Below are 19,222 nucleotides of genomic sequence, written 5' to 3'. Positions count from 1 at the left end.
TGCTCCGCTTTGGCAGAGCAACGGAATTTTTTTGTGCATTTTTCTCAGCGGATAAATTCGCCGCTTTTGCCACCGGTCTTTTTATCGAGGTGGATATACTGGATTTCCATGCGTTTGTCGATGGCTTTGCACATATCGTAGATGGTCAGCAGGGCAACGCTGACGGAATGAAGTGCTTCCATTTCGACTCCGGTCTGGCCGGTTACCTTGACGGTCGCTTTGGCCTCAACGGCGCATTCGCCGGGCAGCATCGTGAAGTCAACACTGCATTTGGCAATGGGCAGTGGATGGCAGAGCGGGATGACCGAACTCGTGGATTTGGCGGCCATGATGCCGGCGACGCGGGCGACGCCGAGCACATCGCCTTTTTTCGCGGTTCCTTGCTCAATGGCATCATAGACGGCCTGATTGACTTTTATGCGTCCCGTAGCAATGGCCGTGCGGCTCGTTTCCTGTTTGCCGCTGACATCAACCATGATGGCCTGTCCTTCCTCGTCAAAATGGGTAAGACCTGTGCGTGGGTCCATACAATATCGTCTCCTTTTTCTTACAGCTAGCAATATTGTAACAGGATTTACTGCGAAACAAAAGCCTTCTCCGTGCAGGGGAAGGCTTTTGTTTTAGCAGTTCATTCCAGAGCCTTTGCGGTCATAGAACCACCAGGTAATCAAAATGGTGCTGGCCGTAAAGGCGATGAGCAGGTAAAAGGCTGGTGTTACGCTTTGGAAATTGGAGTAGGACCAGCCGAAAATCTTTGGAATCAGGAAAGCGCCGTAGGCGGCAATGGCTGCGGTGAATCCTGTGACCAGCGAGGAGTGGAAGGGATTGTTGAAGATATAGGGAATCATGCGGAACGAAGCTCCGTTGACAAAACCGGTTGTCAGGAACAGCAGCAGGAACGCACCAAAGAAAATCATGAAATTGTGGGACTGGATTCCGGCGAGAACTGCCAGGCTGGCCGCGAGCATGACAAACAGCGACAGCAGGGTGATGCGGGAACCGCTGTTGATTTTATCGGCCAGCCAGCCGCCGAGCGGGCGGACACTGGCACCGATAAACGGTCCGAGGAAAGAGGCCATGGAGAAAGAGATTTCCGGAAATTCTTTGGTGACGAGCAGTCCCAACGCGGCGGAAAAGCCGATGAAGGAGCCAAAGCCGCAGGTATAAATCCAGCACATGAGCCAGGTGTGTTTATTGCCAAAAATCGAAAAAATGGATTTGGGACTTTGTTTGGGCAGCGGCAGATTGTCCATGAACAGCCAGATAAGCACCAGCGTGAGGATCGTAGGAATCGCCCAGAAATAGCAGACGTTTTGCAGGAAAAGTGGCGTGCCATCGGTGGTTATGAGACCCGGTCCGAAAAAGGAGGAGAGGTTCCAGCCCAGCAGAAGCGGTGCCGTCAGATAGATGAGGGAAACGCCGAGGTTGCCGACGCCGGCATTGATGCCGAGGGCAAGACCTTTATGGGCTTTGGGGAAGAAGAAGCCGATGTTGGCCATCGATGCCGAGAAGTTTGCGCCAGCGATGCCGATAAAGGATACGAGCAGTACAAAGGTATCGTAGGAAGTTGTGGTATCCTGCAGGGCATTGCCGAGCCCGATGATGGGGAGCAGCAGCAGGGCTGTGGTGATAAAGGTGGAATTTTTGCCGCCGATTAGTCCGGGAAGGTACGTGTAGAGAAGCCTGCCCGTGGCACCAACGAGTCCCGGCAGGGCTGCCAGAGTGAAAATCTGTTCATCGGTAAAATGAAACCCAACGGCGTTGAGCTTGGCGGCAATCGTCGCCCAGAGCGTCCAAACGACAAACGATAGGGTAAGTGCCCAGGTCGAGGTGTAGAGATTCTGCTTGGCAATCTTTTGGCCAAAGGCATTCCAGAATGCTTCGTTTTCTGGTTCCCAGTGAGCCAGGATTTCCTGGCGGCTTGGCTTATCGCCGAGCACCTGCAATACATTGTTTTCTGACATAATCATACTCCTGTCGATTAAAAGAATAATAAATACGCACAAACCAGTTTATGATTTACATCAAGTATAATTAAAAAACATCAAGCTGTAAGTAACAAATCTCACGGATACTGTGATAAATGTTACAGGTAAAATAGCTTTTTTTTAGTAAACTATTAGTAGAAATAGGAAATGAGGTAAGTGCCATGGAATCTATGGAATCGTTAGTCCGGCAGCTTTATGAAATCCCCGGCAAAGTTGTCATGCTTCATGATGGAGAGTACCTGTTTCATGAAGGGAATCCGGCCAAATATTTCTACATTGTGCGGACTGGTCAGATTTTTATCACGAAATACGCATCGTCGGGACGGGTGCTCAGCCTGCGGCTGGCAACGCGCAGCAGCATAATCGGTGAACTGCCGCTCTACGAGAGCAATCCCGTCTATATCTTCAATGCTGTGGCGCAGAGTGCGGCGGAGGTCTATGCCATTGAGTTTCCGGTATTGCAGGCGTATCTCGAGAAAAAGCCGCAGCTGGCGGTAAATCTGCTCAAACTGATCAGTGCGCATATGCGGAAACAGCATTCGAAATTCCGTGATCTTGTCCTGTACGGGAAAAAGGGGGCCCTGTATTCGACGCTGATTCGCCTGTCCAACAGTTATGGCAAGGAAGTGGATGGCGGCATTCTGATTTCCGTGCCGCTCACGAATCAGGAATTGGCAAACTATTCGGGAACAGCCCGGGAGAGTCTCAATCGCATGCTAAGTGAACTTCGCAAGGCAGGGATTATTGAATATCGCGGTCATTTGATTTTCATCAAAGACCTGGATTACCTGAAAGAAGCTATCCAATGTGAGAATTGCGGCCGGGAAGTTTGTAATATCGAATGAGCAGTTGAACAAAAAAGATAAGCGAAGCGAAACTATGTTACAAGCTATAGGCAACGGTATTGATTGCAGCCAGACAATCTATTATCGTTAGCGTATAGCTTTTTTGTATGCAGAAAACGCTTAACGGATTGAACAGATGGAAAAATAGGGAATAAGGGGGAAGGAGAGTGAAATTGCAGAAAAACGAGAACAAAAATGTGAAAATACTTCAAATTTCTTGGTTTATTTTTACGTATTTTGAAGTAAATGCTTATTTTTTATGATATAATTAGAAAAGGTTATCAACAGGTAAGGAGTGGGTAATGTGGACAAGTTGACCATCCGTCAGAAATTGTTTTTTGTTTTTGGCGTGCTCATTGCAATCTTTTTTGCTAATGGGCTCTATACGGGGTATAGTCTGAACAGTATTAACAGCGGTGCATTGCGCATCGCGACCGAACATCTTTCCAGTGTGCTGGCTGGTGTGGAAAGCAGCCGTACGCTGGCGGATTATCGTCAGGGAGAGTATGCTGTCGTAACGGCGACGACGCTGCCGAACCGCATTCATGCGGCGCAGGAAACGCTAAAGAAAGCCGACCAGCTCGATATTGCTTTTGACACCATTGAGCCGGCTGTAGCTCCCGATGTCCGCGATGATTTCAATAACATGCGCGGCACTTGGGAAAAGTATAAGCAGAACACCAAAGAAATCATCAAGCTGTCCAAAGATGGCAAGAAGGATGAGGCAATCAAACTGCTTGACCAGTCAAATGGGCAGTATGCCGATATGACGAATAAGCTCAACCGCGTTGTCGACAGCAGCAAGGATTTCATCCATAAGGAAAGTGCTGAGGCATCCAAGAAATACGAACAGACGAAATGGACGTTGATTGTCTGCATTTTGTTCGTGGTATTGCTTTCTGGTTTTATGGCGTTCTACCTGAGTTCTTCCATTATGAAGTCCATCCAGTACCTCATGGCGGTTTCGAAGGAAGTGGCAGCCGGCAACCTTACGGTTGAGGCAGTGGCCAAGACGCAGGATGAATTTGGCCAGCTTACAGCGGCCTATGGTGACACCATCAAGAATTTGCGTGCACTGATTAAGAATATCCAGCAGACGTCGGATGAAGTGTCGACGTTTGCTAACCAGCTGACGGAAAATGCCAGCCAATCGGCACAGGCGACCCAGCAGGTGGCGGTGTCGATTACGAATGTAGCGGGAAATACCAGCGTTCAGGGCGAATCCGTCAGCAAGTCACTGGCTGATATTCAAGAAATGTCGGACAGCCTTCATGGGTTTCAGGATAAGGCATCTTCGTCAGCTGATGCGGCCCGCAATGTGGAAGGCATTGCCGCCGAGGGCAAGAATGCGATTGCCGGTGCTGTGGACCAGATGGCCGAAATTGCTGACTCGGTAACCGATTCGGCGGAGGTTATCAAGAAGCTGGCAGAGCGTTCGGAGGAAATAGGCCAGATTTCGGTTACGATTTCGGGCATCGCCGAGCAGACCAATCTGCTCTCGCTCAATGCGGCTATTGAGGCAGCCCGTGCGGGCGATGCCGGCCGCGGCTTCGCTGTTGTGGCTGATGAAGTCCGCAAGCTGGCCGAGGAATCCAATACGGCGGCGCAGAAGATTTCGGAACTCATCACGACCATCCAGAAGGATACGGAGCAGGCAGTTATGCGCATGCAGAAGGGCACGGAAGATGTCAAGAGCGGCCGTGAAGTCGTTTCGAAGGCCGGCAGTGCGTTTGAGTCGATTTCAACTGCCGTTTCCAATTTGACCAAACATGCGGATGATATTCTCATGGAGGCACGCAAATCCACGGCTAAGGCCGAAGAACTGGTCGGTGTGATGGAAGGCATCAATAAATCCGGTCACGATGTAGCGTCGGAGACGCAGTCGGTATCGGCGGCAACCGAGGAACAGTCGGCGGCCATGGACGAAGTGGCCAATGCCAGCCGCAACCTGGCCAGCCTGGCCGAAGAGCTTTCCGAGTCGGCGGCGAAGTTCAAGATTTAAGGAGACCTTGCAATGAAGAAAATTATCACGATACTCTGCCTGGCGCTCTTGGTCATCAGCACATTGGTGCTTGGAGGTTGTGGCAGCAGCGATACCAATAACAAAAAAGTAGCCGTGGCCTTTGCCAACTCGTCAAGCAGCTGGCAGAAAAACGGCCAGACCATTAAAGAAATGCTCGAAAAAGAAGGCTATACGGTGGACTTGCAGTTTGCCGATACGCCGGAGCAGCAGATTGACCAGATCAAAAAACAGCTGGCCGAGAGCCCGAAATGCCTGGTTATCGGAGCAGTTGACAGCACGGCACTCAAAGATGTGCTGTCAGAAGCCAAGGAGAAAAAAGTGGCAGTCATTGCCTTTGACCGTCTGATTATGAATACCGATGCCGTATCGTATTATGCGTCGTTTGATAATCTGGCCGTGGGGCAGGCCATGGGCGAATACATCGAGGCAAAACTTCAGCTGAAGACGGGAGCAGGCCCGTTCAATATGGAAATCTTTGCTGGTGACCCAGCGGATAACAATGCGCATGTGTTCTACGATGGCGCGATGGAAGTGCTGAAACCTTATATTGATAAAGGCCAGCTCATCATCCCCTCGAAGGAAACGAGTTTTGACCAGGTAGCAATCAAAGGCTGGAAGCCTGAAGGGGCAACGGAGCGTATGACGAAGCTCCTGCAGGGGCCGGACGCTGGCGTTAAACTTGACGTCGTGCTTTCCCCGAATGATGGCCTGGCGGGCGGCATCCGCGATGCACTCGCCAAGGGCGGCTATAGCGAAATGCCACTGCTGACCGGTCAGGATGCGGAGAGTCAGGCACTCGATGCTATCCGGAGCGGCAAGCAGACCATTACGATTTATAAATCACCGGAACTTTTGGTGGCCAAGACCGTCCGCATGATTAAAGCCGTGGTCGAAGGCACCCAGCCGGATATCAACGATGTCAAATCGTATAACAACGGGGTAATTGTTGTCCCGGCGTACCTTTGCACGCCGATGATTATCGATAAGGATAATCTCAGTGAAGTGAAATAACAGCAGGAACGGCATACAACAAGGCCCACGCACAGAAATGTGCGTGGGCCTTGTTGTATGCCGAATATTTTTTGAGCTGGAAAAGAGATAAGAACGCCTTTCTACGTTCTGTATCGGTGGTTTAATGCAATGTGCTATTGGGAATCATTCGGACGGTTTTCACGTTCGTACACAGCGTCAAGCGTAATATCTACAATGTCTTTGCCTGATTCGCTAAGCTTAAGATATTTTTGCAATTGATTGCCAGCGCGTTGATCCATGGTGCGAATTTGTGCTTCCAGTGATGATTCCTCATGTCCGAGTAAGTAGTCCGTACTGACACCAAACAGGGCAGATAGTTCGCGAAGCTTTCGCGTGGGCTGGATGACGCCGCTTTCGTACTTATTATAAGCCGTTCGAGTGATACCAAGATATTTTGCCATATCTTCCTGTGACATTTGCTTCGTTTTGCGAAGCTCACGCAATCGACAAGCGGTGATGTCCATAAGAATCACTCCTTGTTCATTAGTATAGTGTGTAATCAAATTATGAAAAAGTCGTGATTTAAAATTAAAAAATAAGGAGGAATTTAGGTATTTTATGTAGAAATAGTGAAAATAAATCACATAGCCGAATATGTATAAACGTATGGCTAAATTTTGCAAGATACATAAGGAGGAGTTGCAAATGGCTAAATTTTGTGAGAAGTGCGGTGCAAAAATGGAAGAGGAATCTCAGTTTTGCCCCAAATGTGGAGCGACAGGCGCTGGAAGCGGCAAGAAAAGTAAACTTAAAATAGGTTGTTTGGGTATTGTTGCTTTATTTTTACTCATAGGGTTCGTGAATAGCTGTGGTAGTGACAGCAAGGAGAATTCATCCCAATCGAATAAAACATCGTCGTCATCCTCGGCTCCGGAGCAGAAGTCTAAGGAAAAGGTGTATGAGGACGCCGATATAAATGTTCTGATAAAAGAGGCAAAAGAAAATGCTGCAGCAGCAAATCAGAATTACAAAAAGAAAAACGTTAAGATGACAGGAAAGCTGCAGAATATTGATTCTGACGTGAAATATATCACGCTCGATGGTACGGATAAAAACTATTCCATGATTCATGTCTCCTGTAAGATTGATAGTAAAAATGATGCGTTAAAAGAGAGTGTTTTGAAACTCAAAAAAGGACAGATGGTAACTATTTATGGCACGATTCGTGAAGTCGGCGATATCATGGGGTATGATTTACAATTGGATAAAGTAGAACCTGCGCAATAATTGGTCGTTTTTGGGAATTTGGAGGGAAAGCTTGTGTTTTGTAAAGAATGTGGTAAAGAATACTCCGAGCAGGCGGCATTTTGTCCAGGATGTGGAAGCCCAACGCCGAACGGGCAGCAAGAAAAAAAGGCGGTATGGTCATCGGGACGTTTAATCATCAGTGTTATATCTATGGTGTTGTGCTTATTGATTCTATTTCAATCTTGTGCAGCTGGAATAAGCAATGCTTTGCAGGATAATGGAGCAACGAGTGGTACAAGTGGAATGATGCTGGCTTTTTGTATGCTGTTGGCTGGTATTATTGGTGCGGTAACGCGGAAATCTAAATCCCAGATTGTTACAATGTTGCCAGGTGCATTTTATTGGTTTGGTTCCTTGATGACGTTTGGTACTGGATCAACGTATGGAGATTTGCCGATTTGGGGTGGTGTTTCCTTCTTTTTTGGTGCCGTATTTGTAGCCGCAGGATTGAAAATGAAAAAATTTTAAAGAGAATTGTTTGGGGACAGGACTTGTATATCTTTGAGGATATGCAGGTCCTGTCTTTGTTGGGATTAATTATGGACATTGGAAGGAAATGCAGGGGTGATGACGAAGTAGAAGTAAGAGAATAAAGGATAATGTTTTCTAGTGAGGAGGTAGGTATTATGGTTAAACGATTGTTTTCGGCGGTTTTACTGGCAGCGGCGCTGATTTTGGCGGCGGCACCGGCGGCTCCGGCAGAGGCCGGTGACTATTACATGGGAACGTATACCGATGGAACGGATGCGTATCTTATCACGCAGTCGGTAAGTATTTCGAGCCGCAGTCCGTATACATTCCGCTGTACGGTTAAAAATGCGGGCAATTACCTCTATTATTCGTTCTATCCGTCAAATGGCAGTCCGTATTACCGCAATTCGGAAGGCTACCATGGCTATGTGTTTGGCGGAGCTTCGCCGATTGCGGCCAATATTTACCGCTTTGTCGTTAATAATTATTGAGGTGGAGGTTTGTTGATGCGGCGTTTTACGGTTATCGGTTGTTTGGTGGTTTGGCTGCTGGCAATGGTTTTGCCAGCTGGATATGGTAAAGCGGCGGCCGCGGCTTCGCCGAAGGTCAGCAATGATTCGCTGGCACAGGCGGTGACAGCGCTTTCTAATTCAGACAGCACGCAATATGCTTTGTTTGTGGCGTATCCAGGCGAAAACCGCGAGGAGTACAGTTATCAGTCAAAACAGATGCGTTCGGCCAGTATGATTAAAGTGTTTATTTTGGGTACGGCGATGGAAAAGGTTAGGGATGGCCAGCTGTCGCTTTACCAAAATTTGGTTTTGCACAGTTATGACAAGGTCGGCGGAGCTGGTGTATTGGCTGGTTATGCCAGCGGAACGGAACTCACGCTGGATACCGTCATGCGGTTGATGATTACCGAAAGCGATAATACGGCAACGAATATGATGATTGACCTTTTGGGCATGGAGGAAATCAATGCCTACATTAAGCGCAATGACTATGCCGATACGATTCTTCAGCGCAAGATGATGGACAGCCAGGCCGTAGCCGAAGGCCGTGAAAATTATACTTCGGTCAATGATTTAGGTCATTTTTTCCTGAAACTATACCATAGGAATTGTGTGAGTCCTGAACTTGACGATGTGATGCTCGGTTATTTGGAAGGCCAGACAGATACGGAATGTTTTCCGGCGGCGCTTCCGGGCGTTATGATTTGTCATAAAACCGGAGAGCTTTATGGCCTTTATGACGATGGCGGCATCGTTTATCAGCCCGGCAAGCATTTTATTCTGGTGGGAATGACCGAAAATTATTCAAGCCGCGGGCGGGCAATATCCATTCTAAAGCAAATGGCAAAAGCCGCCGCGAATAATTGACGCAAATAAAAATGGATTGACTTGTCAATTTTTATTTTGACAAGTCAATCCATTTTTTATTTGCCAATCATCATGTTGATGATTTCTTTGTCGGTTTCTTTCATGCCGATGCGGCCGAGGCGGCTGATGTTGCGGATGGTGTTTTCGACGCCTTTTAGTACGAGGCCGTCGCCACCGTAGAACTGTTGGCCGTTGCGGTACATTTCAAAGCCTAAGATGCCGGCGTCAACGGCGGCGGCAATTTTAGCGGCGCAGGATGCTTTGGCGCCATCGCAGACAATGCCGGAGGTGATGGCCAGTGCATTGACAATCGTGTGGATGACGGCTTTGTAATCGCCGCCGCAGAGCCAGGCGATGCCGGCACCGGCACCAGCACCGGCGCTGACGGCACCGCAGTAGGCGGAGAGTCGGCCGATGCCTTCTTTTTCGTGAAGCGTAACGAGGTTGGAAAGAACCAGCGCGCGCAATAACTTTTCGTCATCAGCGCCAACTTCTTTGGCGTATTCGATGACTGGCAGGGAAACCGTCATGCCCTGATTGCCGCTGCCGGAGTTGATGATGACCGGCAGTTCGCAGCCATTCATGCGGGCGTCACTGCCAGCGGCCGCGATGGCCCGGGCGCGGATGCGGATGTCATCCCCGTAGGCTTTGCGCAGAGTCGAACCGATGTTGGCACCGTAATTGTTCTTGAGGCCCTCAGCGGCAATCGCCGTGTTATATTTGATTTGACGTTCGAGAATATCCCGGACATCGTCGAGGTCACAGGTCATGGCAAAGTCGTAAATGTCCTCGATGGTCAGGCTATCATAGTCTGGCTTGTTTGTTTCGGGCGTATCGACGATTTCTTTTTGGAAGAGGATTTCCCCATTGCGGGTGATTTCGACGATGTTGGTATGTTCGTTGACGATGCGGACGCAGGCGGTATTGCTGCCTTTGCTGGCGGTTACGATGATGTCGAGGACGTGGTCGGATTCGGTAGAGGTGACGGTGATGGCTGTGCTTGCCAAATAGTCCCCGAGTTTTGCTTTGTCTTCTTCTTTGGCGTGGGCGATGACTTCGAGGGCGGCGGTCTCATCGCCAGCTACGACGCCGATAGCGGCGGCAGCTTCGATACCTTTGCGGCCGTCCGTATTCGGTACGACGACGCTTTTGACGTTTTTGATGATGTTGCCGCTGGCGGCAATCTCGAGTTTGTCCGGCAGCTCACCTAAGGCAGCTCTGGCTTTGGCCGCACAATAGGCGATGGCAATAGGTTCGGTGCAGCCCATGGCTGGCACAAGTTCCCGCCGGAGGATGGCTACATATTCTTGATAGATTTTCGACGATTTTTCCACACAGATTCTCCATTCTTTTCCGAATTGCTTAGTGAATAATTTTATTATATCGTTCTTGTCCGCTTTTGCCAAAGACAAAATTTTAATTTATGGGGAGCGTTCGAGTCATTTCGTCGGCGTCAAGGGACACAGTACCAACGCTCCGCCGGTGACAACCCGCGGCAAAAATTTCTTGCTTATCGCGGAACGTCAAGGCTGCGCTTATGGGACTGTGCCCCTTGACGCCTGGGGGAGTGCCGACATGAAGCGGCTTTCCCAAGAGGGGGAGGCAAAAGTTTGTGTTTGTTCTAACCTCAGCCACCGCTAGGGGCAGTGCCATAAACGGAGCGTTTGATGTTTTCCGTTAAGAACGAAATTTTTATCTTCCCCGTTCGTCGAAAAAATGTAATCGTCCAAGCGAAGCGCGTTTTGAATTTTTTCGATGCTTAATTAAAGATAAAAATTTCGTTTAGGAAAACATCTCCCGCGTAGTGTTGGTACTGCCCCTAGTGGCGGCGAAGCGCGGCCTCGAATGTTTTTCCATATCGTTAGTATAAAAAGTGGCAAGAACAGTATTTTGGATAGAAAAAAGCCTTCCCGAACGTGGGAAGGCTTCGTTGCCGGTTTAGCTGATGCCATGTTTGCGGCATTCATTGAAAAAGAAAATCGCATTGGTATCTTTGGGATTTTCGTTCCAAAAGTGGATGAGCTTTTTGGCCATGTTGTATTTGTCGAGCAGAAACGGCAGAAGATTATCGGCTGTTACCGGTCCGCCGACTGACATGAATACATCGATATTATGGCCGAGGGCGTCCAGCATTTCCTCGGTGCATTCTTTATTGGCCAAGGCTTGGGCAAAGCGGATGCCCTGCTCAAGGTCATCGGCATAGCCGCGCTGTAAGAGCCAGACGGCTATTTGCTTTTCCATAGGAATCCCTCCTTCAGCATTTTAGGTAATGTATTATTTCGTGATGGAGGGGAAAAATCCTTCTTCTAAATAATATCCTTTTTATGGATTTTGCGCTTGTGCGCATAAAGCTGCTGGTCGGCGGCGTGAAGGGCTTCGGCGGCTGTGGGATAGGCATGAACGTCGGCTAGTCCGTAGCTGATGGAGACGCGGAAACAGGAAGATTCGTTGCAAAGCAGGCCGCTGTGGGTCTGGTGGTCGATGTCATTTTTGATAGCTCGCAGCAAATGCTCGCAATAGCTGCGGTCGGTCTTATGAAACAGTATCATAAATTCATCGCCGCCAAAGCGGGCCGTGATGCCGTCTTCGGAGGTTATGCCGCGCTGCAAGGCCTGGGCAGCACGCAAGAGGATTTTGTCGCCCATATCGTGACCATAGGTATCGTTGACCTGCTTGAAATTGTCGATGTCCCAAATGGCAAGGTAAAGCGGGGCGTCGGACTGGGCTTCTGTATGGCGCTTCGCTAAGGCTTGCGTCAATTCTTTTTGCAGATAATTTTTGTTGAATAAGCCGGTAAAGGGGTCGCGTGAGGAGACGCGTTCGAGTTCATGGATCAGGTTCATGACAAAATTGCCTTCAGATGGATTGTTTGGTGTGAACTGGTTGGTGACATCCATCACGAATTCGATGGCGTATTTTTTCCCTCGGAGCCAGATGGGCCGGGCGATGACAAAAAAATACCGGTTGTTGGCGTATTCGAATTTGACGTGCTGGCGTTCTTCGTCATAGGCTTGCCGCGATACACAGTTGTGGCAGCGCTGTTTTTTGCCCCAGACGGAAAAACAGGTTTCATCGGTAATGGTGCAGGACCCATCGTGATTGCATTTGCAGACGTAATGTCCGTCCTGCTCGACTAGGCGGATGACGTCAAACATTTGCTGGAAAATGCCTTCTTTCATTAAATAATTTGAGAGCTCCTTATCCAGTGGCATAGTAGTTCCTCCTAAAATATTTACCAAATCAATTTCATGGGGATACGTTCTATCGTAGTGTAATAACCTGCCCGCAAAACTGTCGATGCTTTTTGTTACAGAATGGAGCAGATTTATTTTTATCATTGAATAGTGATGTTTGTCACATGAAAAATAAACAGACTCGAATAAAATAAGAAAAAATGGTGTTATGTTTTGGGAAGGAGATTAACGTGAGCAATATTTTTAAGAAGTTCAAGTACCTTGTTCCGAAAGAAAAGTCGGCAAGTGGACACCAAGAACTCCATGAAGGCGGGCGCGATTGGGAAAACATGTACCGCGACCGCTGGTCGTTTGATAAATGCGTTCATTCTACGCATGGCGTCAATTGTACAGGTTCCTGCAGCTGGAATATCTATGTCAAAAATGGGCTGGTGGCCTGGGAGAATCAGATTCACGATTACCCGGAGACCGGGCCGGATATGCCGGACTTTGAACCGCGCGGCTGTCCCCGCGGGGCGTCGTTTTCCTGGTATCTTTACAGTCCGCACCGCATCAAGTATCCGTATCTGCGCAGTGAGCTCGCGGAACTTTGGCGTGAGGCGAAAAAGCAGCATAAAACGGCGCTGGAGGCTTGGCGCAGTATTGCCAATGACCCGGCGAAGATGAAACAGTATAAAAAAGCCCGTGGTATGGGCGGCTTTGTGCGCTCGAATTGGAAAGAGGCGGCAGAGCTCGTTGCCGCTTCGGTCCTGCATACGGCGACGAAATACGGTCCGGACCGTATCTTTGGCTTTTCGGTCATACCGGCCAAATCGATGCTTTCGTATGCAGGCGGCATTCGCTTTATCCAGCTGCTCGGCGGTGCGGGGCTTTCGTTTTACGACTGGTATGCAGATTTGCCGCCGGCCAGCCCGCAGATTTGGGGCGATCAGACGGACGTACCGGAATCATCGGACTGGTATAATGCCGGCTACATCATGACCTGGGGCTCCAATGTGCCCCAGACTAGGACGCCGGATGCGCATTTTTTGACCGAAGCGCGGTATAAGGGCACGAAGGTCGTCTCGGTATCGCCGGATTATGCGGAGTCGACAGCAGTGGCTGACACCTGGATTCCGCTTAAAGTCGGCAGTGATTCGGCCTTTGCCATGGCGATGGGCCATGTTATCCTCAACGAATATTATTGGGGTGAGCCGTGCAAGTTTTTCTTGGATTACACGCGCAAGTACACGGATTTCCCCTTCCTCGTGCGTCTCGTGAAAAAGGAAAATGGCAAATACCATACGGACCGCTATCTGACTGCTGCCGATTTTGGCCGCAAGGATGCCAATCCGGAGTTCAAGTATTATGTCATCGATGAAAAGACCGGCCAGCTTGTCATACCAAACGGCACGATTGGTGATCGTTGGGACCGCCATGAGAAGTGGAATCTTCGCGAGGAGAATGCCGATACTGGCGAAAAAATCCTGCCGCAGCTTTCGATTCTCGGCTGTATGGATGAGGTGGCTGAGCTGGAACTGCCGTACTTTGGCAACGAGCGGGAATCGCGGACGCTTACGCGTGCGGTTCCGGTTAAACGGGTTAAGACGAAAGACGGGGAAATACTCGTCACTACGGTCTATGATCTGACCTTGGCGAACTATTCGATTGACCGCGGGTTGGGCGGCGAGGCTGCGGCTTCCTATGAAGAGGATATTCCGTATACGCCGAAATGGCAGGAGAAATACACCGGCGTTTCGATGGATACGGTTATCCATACGGCGCGCGAGTTTGCGGATAATTCGATTAAGACGGGCGGCCGCACGATGGTCATTATGGGCGGCGGCATCAACCATTGGTTCCATGCGGATATCGTCTACCGCGCCATTTTAAACAACCTGCTGTTTGTGGCGGCTGAGGGCCGCAATGGCGGCGGCTGGGCACATTACGTTGGCCAGGAGAAACTGCGTCCGGCTGAGGGCTGGCAGCGCATCATGACGGGCCTCGATTGGAAAAAGCCGCCACGGCTGCAGAATTCGACGTCGTTCTATTATTTTGCGACCGACCAATGGCGAAGCGATGAGATTGATGTCGCCGACATCACCTCGCCGACCGAGACGCCGCGCTACCGCCATGCGGGGGACTACAATGTCATGGCGGCACGGCTCGGCTGGCTGCCGTCGTATCCGACGTTCAACAAGAGCGGCCAGCAGCTTCATGATGAGGCAGCGGCCGCGGGCAAGGATGTCAAACAGTACATTGTCGACAGTCTCAAAGATAAGAGCTTGCAGTTTGCCATCGAAGATCCGGATGCGCCGGAGAATTTCCCGCGCAATCTCTTTATGTGGCGCAACAATCTCATTGGTTCCTCCTCTAAGGGGCATGAGTTCTATCTCAAATACCTGTTGGGGACGAAAAATAGTCTGTTTGCGGAGGAAGAGTGTGCCACCCGTCCCACAGAAATCAAATGGCGCGAGGCGGCCGAGCTCGAACAATCCGGTGGCGCAGCCGAAGGGAAATTGGATCTTTTGGTGGACATCGATTTTCGCATGGCATCGTCGGCCCTGTATGCCGATGTGGTTTTGCCGACGGCCACCTGGTATGAGAAGGATGATCTTTCGTCGACGGATATGCACCCGTTCGTTCATCCGTTCCAGGCGGCAGTTGACCCGATGTGGGAATCCCGCACGGACTGGGATATCTTCCGTACACTGGCCAAGAAGGTATCGGAGGTGGCCAAGGAAGCAGGCTTAAAACCGCTCAAAGATGTGGTGGCCATGCCAATCCAGCACGATACGAAGGGGGAGATTGCCCAGCCTTACGGCAAGATCCGCGACTGGAGCAAGGGCGAGTGTGAGCCAATTCCGGGCAAGACGATGCCAAATCTCATTGAGACGGAACTTGATTACACGAAGCTCTATGAAAAATGGATTGCGCTGGGCCCCGGTGTAGCCAGGACGATGGGGGCTGAGGCGATGACCTGGAGTTCGGAGGACGAGTACCGGGAAATCGGCAAGCGCAATGGCCTCATCGATAACAAGGCGTATATTTCCTATGGCTGTCCGTCGATTTATTCGGCGAAGCAGGCCGCGGATGCAGTCTTAGGGCTGTCGTCGACAACCAATGGCAAAGTGGCGGTCAAAGCCTGGGAGGCTTGTGAAAAGGAATCCGGGCTTAGCAATCTCACGCGATTGGCTAAAGACCGGGAAAGCGAGCGCTTTACGTTTGAGCAGCTGACGGTTCAGCCAAAGGAGTCCATCACGTCACCGACGTTTACGGGTTCCAACCAGAACCGCCGCTATACGCCGTTTACGACCAATATTGAAGAACTGCTGCCGTTCCGCACGAATACGGGCCGCCAGCATTTCTATCTTGACCATGAACTGATGCGCGAGGCTGGTGAGGCGATGGCAACATACCGGCCAATCCTTGACTATGCGCCGATTAAGCAGAAACTTGGCGGCTGCAAGGAACTCACGCTCAAATACCTGACGCCGCATAACAAGTGGAGTACCCATTCGATGTACTTTGACAGCCAACAGCTTTTGACGCTGTTCCGCGGCGGGCAGTCGGTCTGGTTTAACGAGAAAGATGCCAAAGAACTTGGCGTCAAGGACAACGACTGGGTAGAGCTTTACAATCATAATGGCGTTGTGGTTTCCCGTGCCGTCGTGACGCCGCGCCTGCCGCAGGGCGTAGTCTACATGCACCATGCGCAGGACAACCATATCAATGTCCCAGGGTCGAAGATTTCTGGGACGCGCGGCGGAACGCATAACACGCCGACGCGGCTGCACATGAAGCCGACGCATATGATTGGCGGCTATGGCCAGCTCAGCTATGGCTTTAACTATTATGGACCGACAGGCAACCAGCGCGATATGTATGTAGTAGCCCGCAAGATGCAGGGGGAGGTAGATTGGCTTGAAGATTAAAGCGCAGATTTCCATGGTCATGAATCTTGATAAGTGCATTGGCTGCCATACGTGCTCCATCGCCTGCAAGAACGTCTGGACCAACCGCCAGGGCGCGGAGTATATGTATTTTAATAATGTGGAGACAAAACCCGGAACCGGTTATCCGAAACACTGGGAGAATCAGGCAAAATGGAAGGGCGGCTGGGAATTAAAAGACGGCAAACTCCAGCTGCGGTCCGGTTCGAAATCCGAACGGCTGTTGAAGCTGTTCTATCATCCGGAGCAGCCGGAAATGGATGATTATTACGAGCCGTGGACCTATGACTACGAATCCTTGCTTTCGTCGAAGCGCAAAAAACATCAGCCTGTGGCACGCCCGCGTTCGCTGATAACCCAAAAGCGCATGGAAATCAAATGGGGCCCGAACTGGGAAGATGATTTGGCCGATGGCGAGTCCGTCCGTCAGGATATCAACCTCAAAAATATGGCCGGTGAAATCACGATGGAATTTCATGACCTGTTTATGAAATATCTGCCGCGCGTCTGCAATCACTGCCTGAATCCGGCCTGTGTGGCGGCCTGTCCGTCCGGGGCTATCTATAAGCGCGAGGAAGATGGCGTCGTACTTGTTTCTCAGGACGGCTGCCGCGGCTGGCGTCACTGCATACCGGCCTGCCCCTATAAAAAAGTTTATTTTAACTGGAAGACCAATAAGGCAGAAAAGTGCATATTTTGCTTCCCGCGGTTGGAAAATGGCCTGCCGACAATCTGTACCGATACCTGCGTCGGGCGTCTTCGCTATATGGGCGTACTGCTCTACGATATGGATAAGGTTAAGGAAGCGGCATCGGAACCCGAGGCAGGAAATATCTACCACAGCGTTCTGGATATTCTTTTGGACCCGCATGACCCGGCTGTTATTGAGGCGGCCCGTAAGGAAGGCATTCCCGCCAATTGGCTCGAGGCGGCGCAGCACTCGCCGGTCTATCGGCTGATTAAGGAATGGAAGATTGCTCTGCCGCTGCATGCCGAATACCGGACGCTGCCAATGGTCTGGTATGTGCCGCCGCTTTCGCCGATTACGCGCCGCATGGAAGCCGATGTCTATCTGCCTGAGGTTCACGACATGCGCATTCCGCTGGCCTATCTGGCAGAACTTTTCGGTGCTGGCAATACCGGGGTCGTGGCGCAGTCGCTTCAGAAACTTCTGGATATGCGCCTGGTCATGCGCTGTCAGGAGACCGGTGAGGAAATTCCTCAGCGGCTGGCAGAAGATGTGGTCGTTTATAAGGATATGTATCGCCTGCTGGCGATTGCCAAGTATAAAGACCGCTGTAATATTCCGGCGGGAATCTCGGCAAAGTCACAGGATAAGCTTCGTGAGCTACAGGGAACTTGTGGCTATAACTGCCCAGGGGGGTGCTGAGATGCAGGAATATAAAGAGACGTTAGCGCTGGCGGCGTATCTGCTGGACTACCCCGATGCTAAGTGGTGGGAATCCCTCGCCGATGCGCGGCAGACGGCCGAGCAATCTCCCCACCAGCAAAGCCGCGAGGAACTGCTGGCGGTCATCGATTACATCGAGGACATGGGACAGAAGGAATATGAAGAATGGTATGTCCGCGTATTTGAATTCTCGGCCAATACCAATTTGTATCTGACGATGCACAACCGCACGGATTTTGGCCGGCAGGCGAAGGATATGCTGGAATTTAAGCGGCTGTTTTTGGAAAATGGTTATGACACCAATAAGGAATTGCCGGATTTTTTGCCAGCGGTTCTCGAGCTTACGGCTTCGCTTCCGCGTGAGCGGGCCAGCAGTGTTTTGAAGGTGGCGGCACCGAAGGTAGAACTTTTGCGCAGCCGTTTTACCGAAGCGAAACTGGCGCATACGTTTTTGCTGGACGTCATTCTGACGACAGCAGAAGAATTGGAGAGTGAGACGGCATGAAGGGATTTTTGTATGGCGTGCTGCCCTATATCGCTTCGACGATACTCGTGGGCGGCACGATAGTCCGCTATGCGTATTTCGAGCGGAACTGGACGACGAAGTCCAGTGAGTTTTTATCCAAGCGCGACAGCAAATGGGGCAATCCATTATTTCATTTGGGGCTTCTCATGGCGTTTGGCGGTCACTTTGTCGGCGTTCTCGTGCCGAAATTTGTGACGGAAATGGGTGGGACAGATGAGCATACGTATCATCTGATGTCACTTATCGGCGGCATTCCGGCAGGGATTCTGTTCTTGGGCGGCTTTTGGCTGCTGCTAAAGCGCCGCTTTGCAGGCAGTGACCGCATGAAGGTCAACACGAGCCAATTGGATCGCTGGCTTTATCTCGTGCTGCTGATCACCTTGGCTTCGGGCATGCTTGGAACCCTGTCGAATATTCCCGGGGCCTTTGACTACCGCGAAACGATTTCGCCGTGGTTCCGTTCCGTGCTGATGCTGCACCCGGATGTATCGCTGATGGATGAGGTACCAATCGTGTTTCAGCTGCACATGGTATCGTGGATGCTGCTGGCGATGCTGTTCCCTTTTACCCGGCTCGTACATTGCCTGAGCCTGCCGTTTGAATATTTTTGGCGCCGGGATATTATCTATCGCCGGAAATGAGGGCTAAGTTCTCAAGACTTTTTCCAGGGATTCTTGTATAATAGATAGCAGTGAATTACGACGGATGAGTTTTGAGGAGAGATAGAATGTGTGAAGAACATTGTGCCTGCGGGCACCATCATGACCACAGCCATGATCATCATCATACCCCGGAAGAAATTGCCGGACTTCGCCGCAAGAAAGAGCAGCTCAGCATGCTGCAGGACAATATGCGGGAAATCCAGCAGCTTCATGATAAGATAGATACGGCCCTGGCGCGGGTGGAGCGCGAGAATGTTGGCTTTATCCTGACGCAAAAAAAGACCTTGAAGGAGCTCAAAAAGCTTGCCGACAAGGTGCTAGGAAAAGGCAAAGAGCCTATCTTTGCCACGCTTTATGCAGCGGAGCGGGATTACATCGAGAACATCGAAGACATCATGCATCACGCGCAGATATTAAAGCGGGCTGGACAGGGAAGTGTCACGCCTGAGGTTGTGGCCAATATGGAAAAGAGCCTTAAAGCGGCAGCAGAGGCCGCCAAATAAAAACAGAG

At 50.5% G+C, this 19,222-nt stretch carries 18 protein-coding genes; 12 read left to right on the top strand and 6 right to left on the bottom strand.

Going from position 1 to position 19,222, the window contains the following annotated elements; genetic code table 11:
* Nucleotides 1-44: 44 nt before the first annotated feature.
* Both moaC and FZ040_RS09045 read right to left on the bottom strand, forming a co-directional pair.
* Nucleotides 45-527 (bottom strand): cyclic pyranopterin monophosphate synthase MoaC, encoded by a 483-nt coding sequence (gene moaC / locus FZ040_RS09050; RefSeq protein WP_149171698.1) that lies wholly within the window; start codon nucleotides 525-527, stop codon nucleotides 45-47.
* 93 nt (nucleotides 528-620) lie between these two features.
* Nucleotides 621-1,964, bottom strand: coding sequence for an MFS transporter (locus tag FZ040_RS09045; RefSeq protein WP_149171697.1), 1,344 nt, complete (start codon nucleotides 1,962-1,964; stop codon nucleotides 621-623).
* Nucleotides 1,965-2,158: 194 nt separating this feature from the next.
* On the opposite strand from FZ040_RS09045, the gene FZ040_RS09040 reads away from it, so the two are divergent.
* From FZ040_RS09040 to FZ040_RS09030, 3 genes are all read left to right on the top strand, one after another.
* On the top strand, nucleotides 2,159-2,833 hold the full coding sequence (locus tag FZ040_RS09040) for a Crp/Fnr family transcriptional regulator (protein ID WP_081342301.1): 675 nt from the start codon (nucleotides 2,159-2,161) through the stop codon (nucleotides 2,831-2,833).
* 304 nt (nucleotides 2,834-3,137) lie between these two features.
* Nucleotides 3,138-4,835 (top strand): methyl-accepting chemotaxis protein, encoded by a 1,698-nt coding sequence (locus tag FZ040_RS09035; protein WP_187620296.1) that lies wholly within the window; start codon nucleotides 3,138-3,140, stop codon nucleotides 4,833-4,835.
* A 12-nt stretch (nucleotides 4,836-4,847) separates the two neighbouring features.
* Nucleotides 4,848-5,867, top strand: coding sequence for a substrate-binding domain-containing protein (locus tag FZ040_RS09030; RefSeq protein WP_149171695.1), 1,020 nt, complete (start codon nucleotides 4,848-4,850; stop codon nucleotides 5,865-5,867).
* Between the two features lie 134 nt (nucleotides 5,868-6,001).
* On the opposite strand, the gene FZ040_RS09025 is transcribed toward FZ040_RS09030, so the two are convergent.
* The gene (locus FZ040_RS09025) at nucleotides 6,002-6,352 is read right to left on the bottom strand and encodes a helix-turn-helix domain-containing protein (protein WP_149171694.1); all 351 of its coding nucleotides are present in this window, start codon (nucleotides 6,350-6,352) and stop codon (nucleotides 6,002-6,004) included.
* 181 nt (nucleotides 6,353-6,533) lie between these two features.
* On the opposite strand from FZ040_RS09025, the gene FZ040_RS09020 reads away from it, so the two are divergent.
* From FZ040_RS09020 to FZ040_RS09005, 4 genes are all read left to right on the top strand, one after another.
* Complete coding sequence (locus tag FZ040_RS09020; RefSeq protein ID WP_255448823.1) at nucleotides 6,534-7,115, top strand: zinc ribbon domain-containing protein; 582 nt, start codon at nucleotides 6,534-6,536, stop codon at nucleotides 7,113-7,115.
* Between the two features lie 33 nt (nucleotides 7,116-7,148).
* On the top strand, nucleotides 7,149-7,604 hold the full coding sequence (locus FZ040_RS09015; RefSeq protein WP_187620295.1) for a zinc-ribbon domain-containing protein: 456 nt from the start codon (nucleotides 7,149-7,151) through the stop codon (nucleotides 7,602-7,604).
* 158 nt (nucleotides 7,605-7,762) lie between these two features.
* Nucleotides 7,763-8,098, top strand: coding sequence for a hypothetical protein (locus FZ040_RS09010; RefSeq protein WP_149171692.1), 336 nt, complete (start codon nucleotides 7,763-7,765; stop codon nucleotides 8,096-8,098).
* 15 nt (nucleotides 8,099-8,113) lie between these two features.
* A complete protein-coding gene (locus FZ040_RS09005; RefSeq protein WP_149171691.1) occupies nucleotides 8,114-8,986 on the top strand; it encodes a serine hydrolase in 873 nt (290 codons plus the stop codon).
* Nucleotides 8,987-9,042: 56 nt separating this feature from the next.
* Here FZ040_RS09005 and FZ040_RS09000 read toward each other — a convergent pair whose 3' ends face one another.
* From FZ040_RS09000 to FZ040_RS08990, 3 genes are all read right to left on the bottom strand, one after another.
* Nucleotides 9,043-10,320 (bottom strand): L-cysteine desulfidase family protein, encoded by a 1,278-nt coding sequence (locus FZ040_RS09000; protein WP_149171690.1) that lies wholly within the window; start codon nucleotides 10,318-10,320, stop codon nucleotides 9,043-9,045.
* 604 nt (nucleotides 10,321-10,924) lie between these two features.
* On the bottom strand, nucleotides 10,925-11,227 hold the full coding sequence (locus FZ040_RS08995) for a hypothetical protein (RefSeq protein ID WP_149171689.1): 303 nt from the start codon (nucleotides 11,225-11,227) through the stop codon (nucleotides 10,925-10,927).
* A gap of 65 nt (nucleotides 11,228-11,292) precedes the next feature.
* Nucleotides 11,293-12,198: a GGDEF domain-containing protein gene (locus tag FZ040_RS08990; protein ID WP_187620294.1), complete on the bottom strand. Its 906-nt coding sequence runs from the start codon at nucleotides 12,196-12,198 to the stop codon at nucleotides 11,293-11,295.
* Nucleotides 12,199-12,410: 212 nt separating this feature from the next.
* Between FZ040_RS08990 and FZ040_RS08985 the strand changes: the two genes are divergently transcribed.
* The 5 genes from FZ040_RS08985 to FZ040_RS08965 all read left to right on the top strand — a co-directional run bounded on the left by FZ040_RS08985 (nucleotide 12,411) and on the right by FZ040_RS08965 (nucleotide 19,214).
* A complete protein-coding gene (locus FZ040_RS08985) occupies nucleotides 12,411-16,094 on the top strand; it encodes a nitrate reductase subunit alpha (RefSeq protein WP_149171687.1) in 3,684 nt (1,227 codons plus the stop codon).
* Nucleotides 16,084-17,502, top strand: a complete 1,419-nt coding sequence (gene narH, locus FZ040_RS08980) for a nitrate reductase subunit beta (protein WP_149171686.1) — start codon at nucleotides 16,084-16,086, stop codon at nucleotides 17,500-17,502. Before FZ040_RS08985 ends, narH begins: the two co-directional genes overlap by 11 nt.
* A 1-nt stretch (nucleotide 17,503) precedes the next feature.
* Nucleotides 17,504-18,028, top strand: a complete 525-nt coding sequence (narJ, locus tag FZ040_RS08975; protein WP_149171685.1) for a nitrate reductase molybdenum cofactor assembly chaperone — start codon at nucleotides 17,504-17,506, stop codon at nucleotides 18,026-18,028.
* Entirely contained in the window at nucleotides 18,025-18,690 is a 666-nt protein-coding gene (gene narI / locus FZ040_RS08970; RefSeq protein ID WP_149171684.1) for a respiratory nitrate reductase subunit gamma, read from the top strand. The genes narJ and narI overlap by 4 nt, the downstream gene beginning before the upstream one ends.
* 86 nt (nucleotides 18,691-18,776) lie before the next feature.
* Complete coding sequence (locus FZ040_RS08965) at nucleotides 18,777-19,214, top strand: hypothetical protein (RefSeq protein WP_149171683.1); 438 nt, start codon at nucleotides 18,777-18,779, stop codon at nucleotides 19,212-19,214.
* Nucleotides 19,215-19,222: the final 8 nt, after the last annotated feature.

Source organism: Pseudoselenomonas ruminis (assembly GCF_008271295.1).
GTDB lineage: Bacteria > Bacillota > Negativicutes > Selenomonadales > Selenomonadaceae > Selenomonas_A > Selenomonas_A ruminis.
The sequence above is the reverse complement of the archived record's forward strand: the minus strand, read 5'-3'. Positions and strand labels throughout refer to the sequence as shown.

Excerpts from the sequence above, each read along its gene's own strand:
- FZ040_RS09005 (WP_149171691.1), top strand. The coding sequence starts at position 8,114 with ATGCGGCGTTTTACGGTTATCGGTTGTTTGGTGGTTTGGCTGCTGGCA.
- moaC (WP_149171698.1), bottom strand. The coding sequence starts at position 527 with ATGGACCCACGCACAGGTCTTACCCATTTTGACGAGGAAGGACAGGCC.
- FZ040_RS09040 (WP_081342301.1), top strand. The coding sequence starts at position 2,159 with ATGGAATCGTTAGTCCGGCAGCTTTATGAAATCCCCGGCAAAGTTGTC.
- FZ040_RS09010 (WP_149171692.1), top strand. The coding sequence starts at position 7,763 with ATGGTTAAACGATTGTTTTCGGCGGTTTTACTGGCAGCGGCGCTGATT.
- narJ (WP_149171685.1), top strand. The coding sequence starts at position 17,504 with ATGCAGGAATATAAAGAGACGTTAGCGCTGGCGGCGTATCTGCTGGAC.
- FZ040_RS09025 (WP_149171694.1), bottom strand. The coding sequence starts at position 6,352 with ATGGACATCACCGCTTGTCGATTGCGTGAGCTTCGCAAAACGAAGCAA.
- FZ040_RS08995 (WP_149171689.1), bottom strand. The coding sequence starts at position 11,227 with ATGGAAAAGCAAATAGCCGTCTGGCTCTTACAGCGCGGCTATGCCGAT.
- narI (WP_149171684.1), top strand. The coding sequence starts at position 18,025 with ATGAAGGGATTTTTGTATGGCGTGCTGCCCTATATCGCTTCGACGATA.
- FZ040_RS09020 (WP_255448823.1), top strand. The coding sequence starts at position 6,534 with ATGGCTAAATTTTGTGAGAAGTGCGGTGCAAAAATGGAAGAGGAATCT.
- FZ040_RS08990 (WP_187620294.1), bottom strand. The coding sequence starts at position 12,198 with ATGCCACTGGATAAGGAGCTCTCAAATTATTTAATGAAAGAAGGCATT.
- FZ040_RS09045 (WP_149171697.1), bottom strand. The coding sequence starts at position 1,964 with ATGTCAGAAAACAATGTATTGCAGGTGCTCGGCGATAAGCCAAGCCGC.
- FZ040_RS09030 (WP_149171695.1), top strand. The coding sequence starts at position 4,848 with ATGAAGAAAATTATCACGATACTCTGCCTGGCGCTCTTGGTCATCAGC.
- FZ040_RS08965 (WP_149171683.1), top strand. The coding sequence starts at position 18,777 with ATGTGTGAAGAACATTGTGCCTGCGGGCACCATCATGACCACAGCCAT.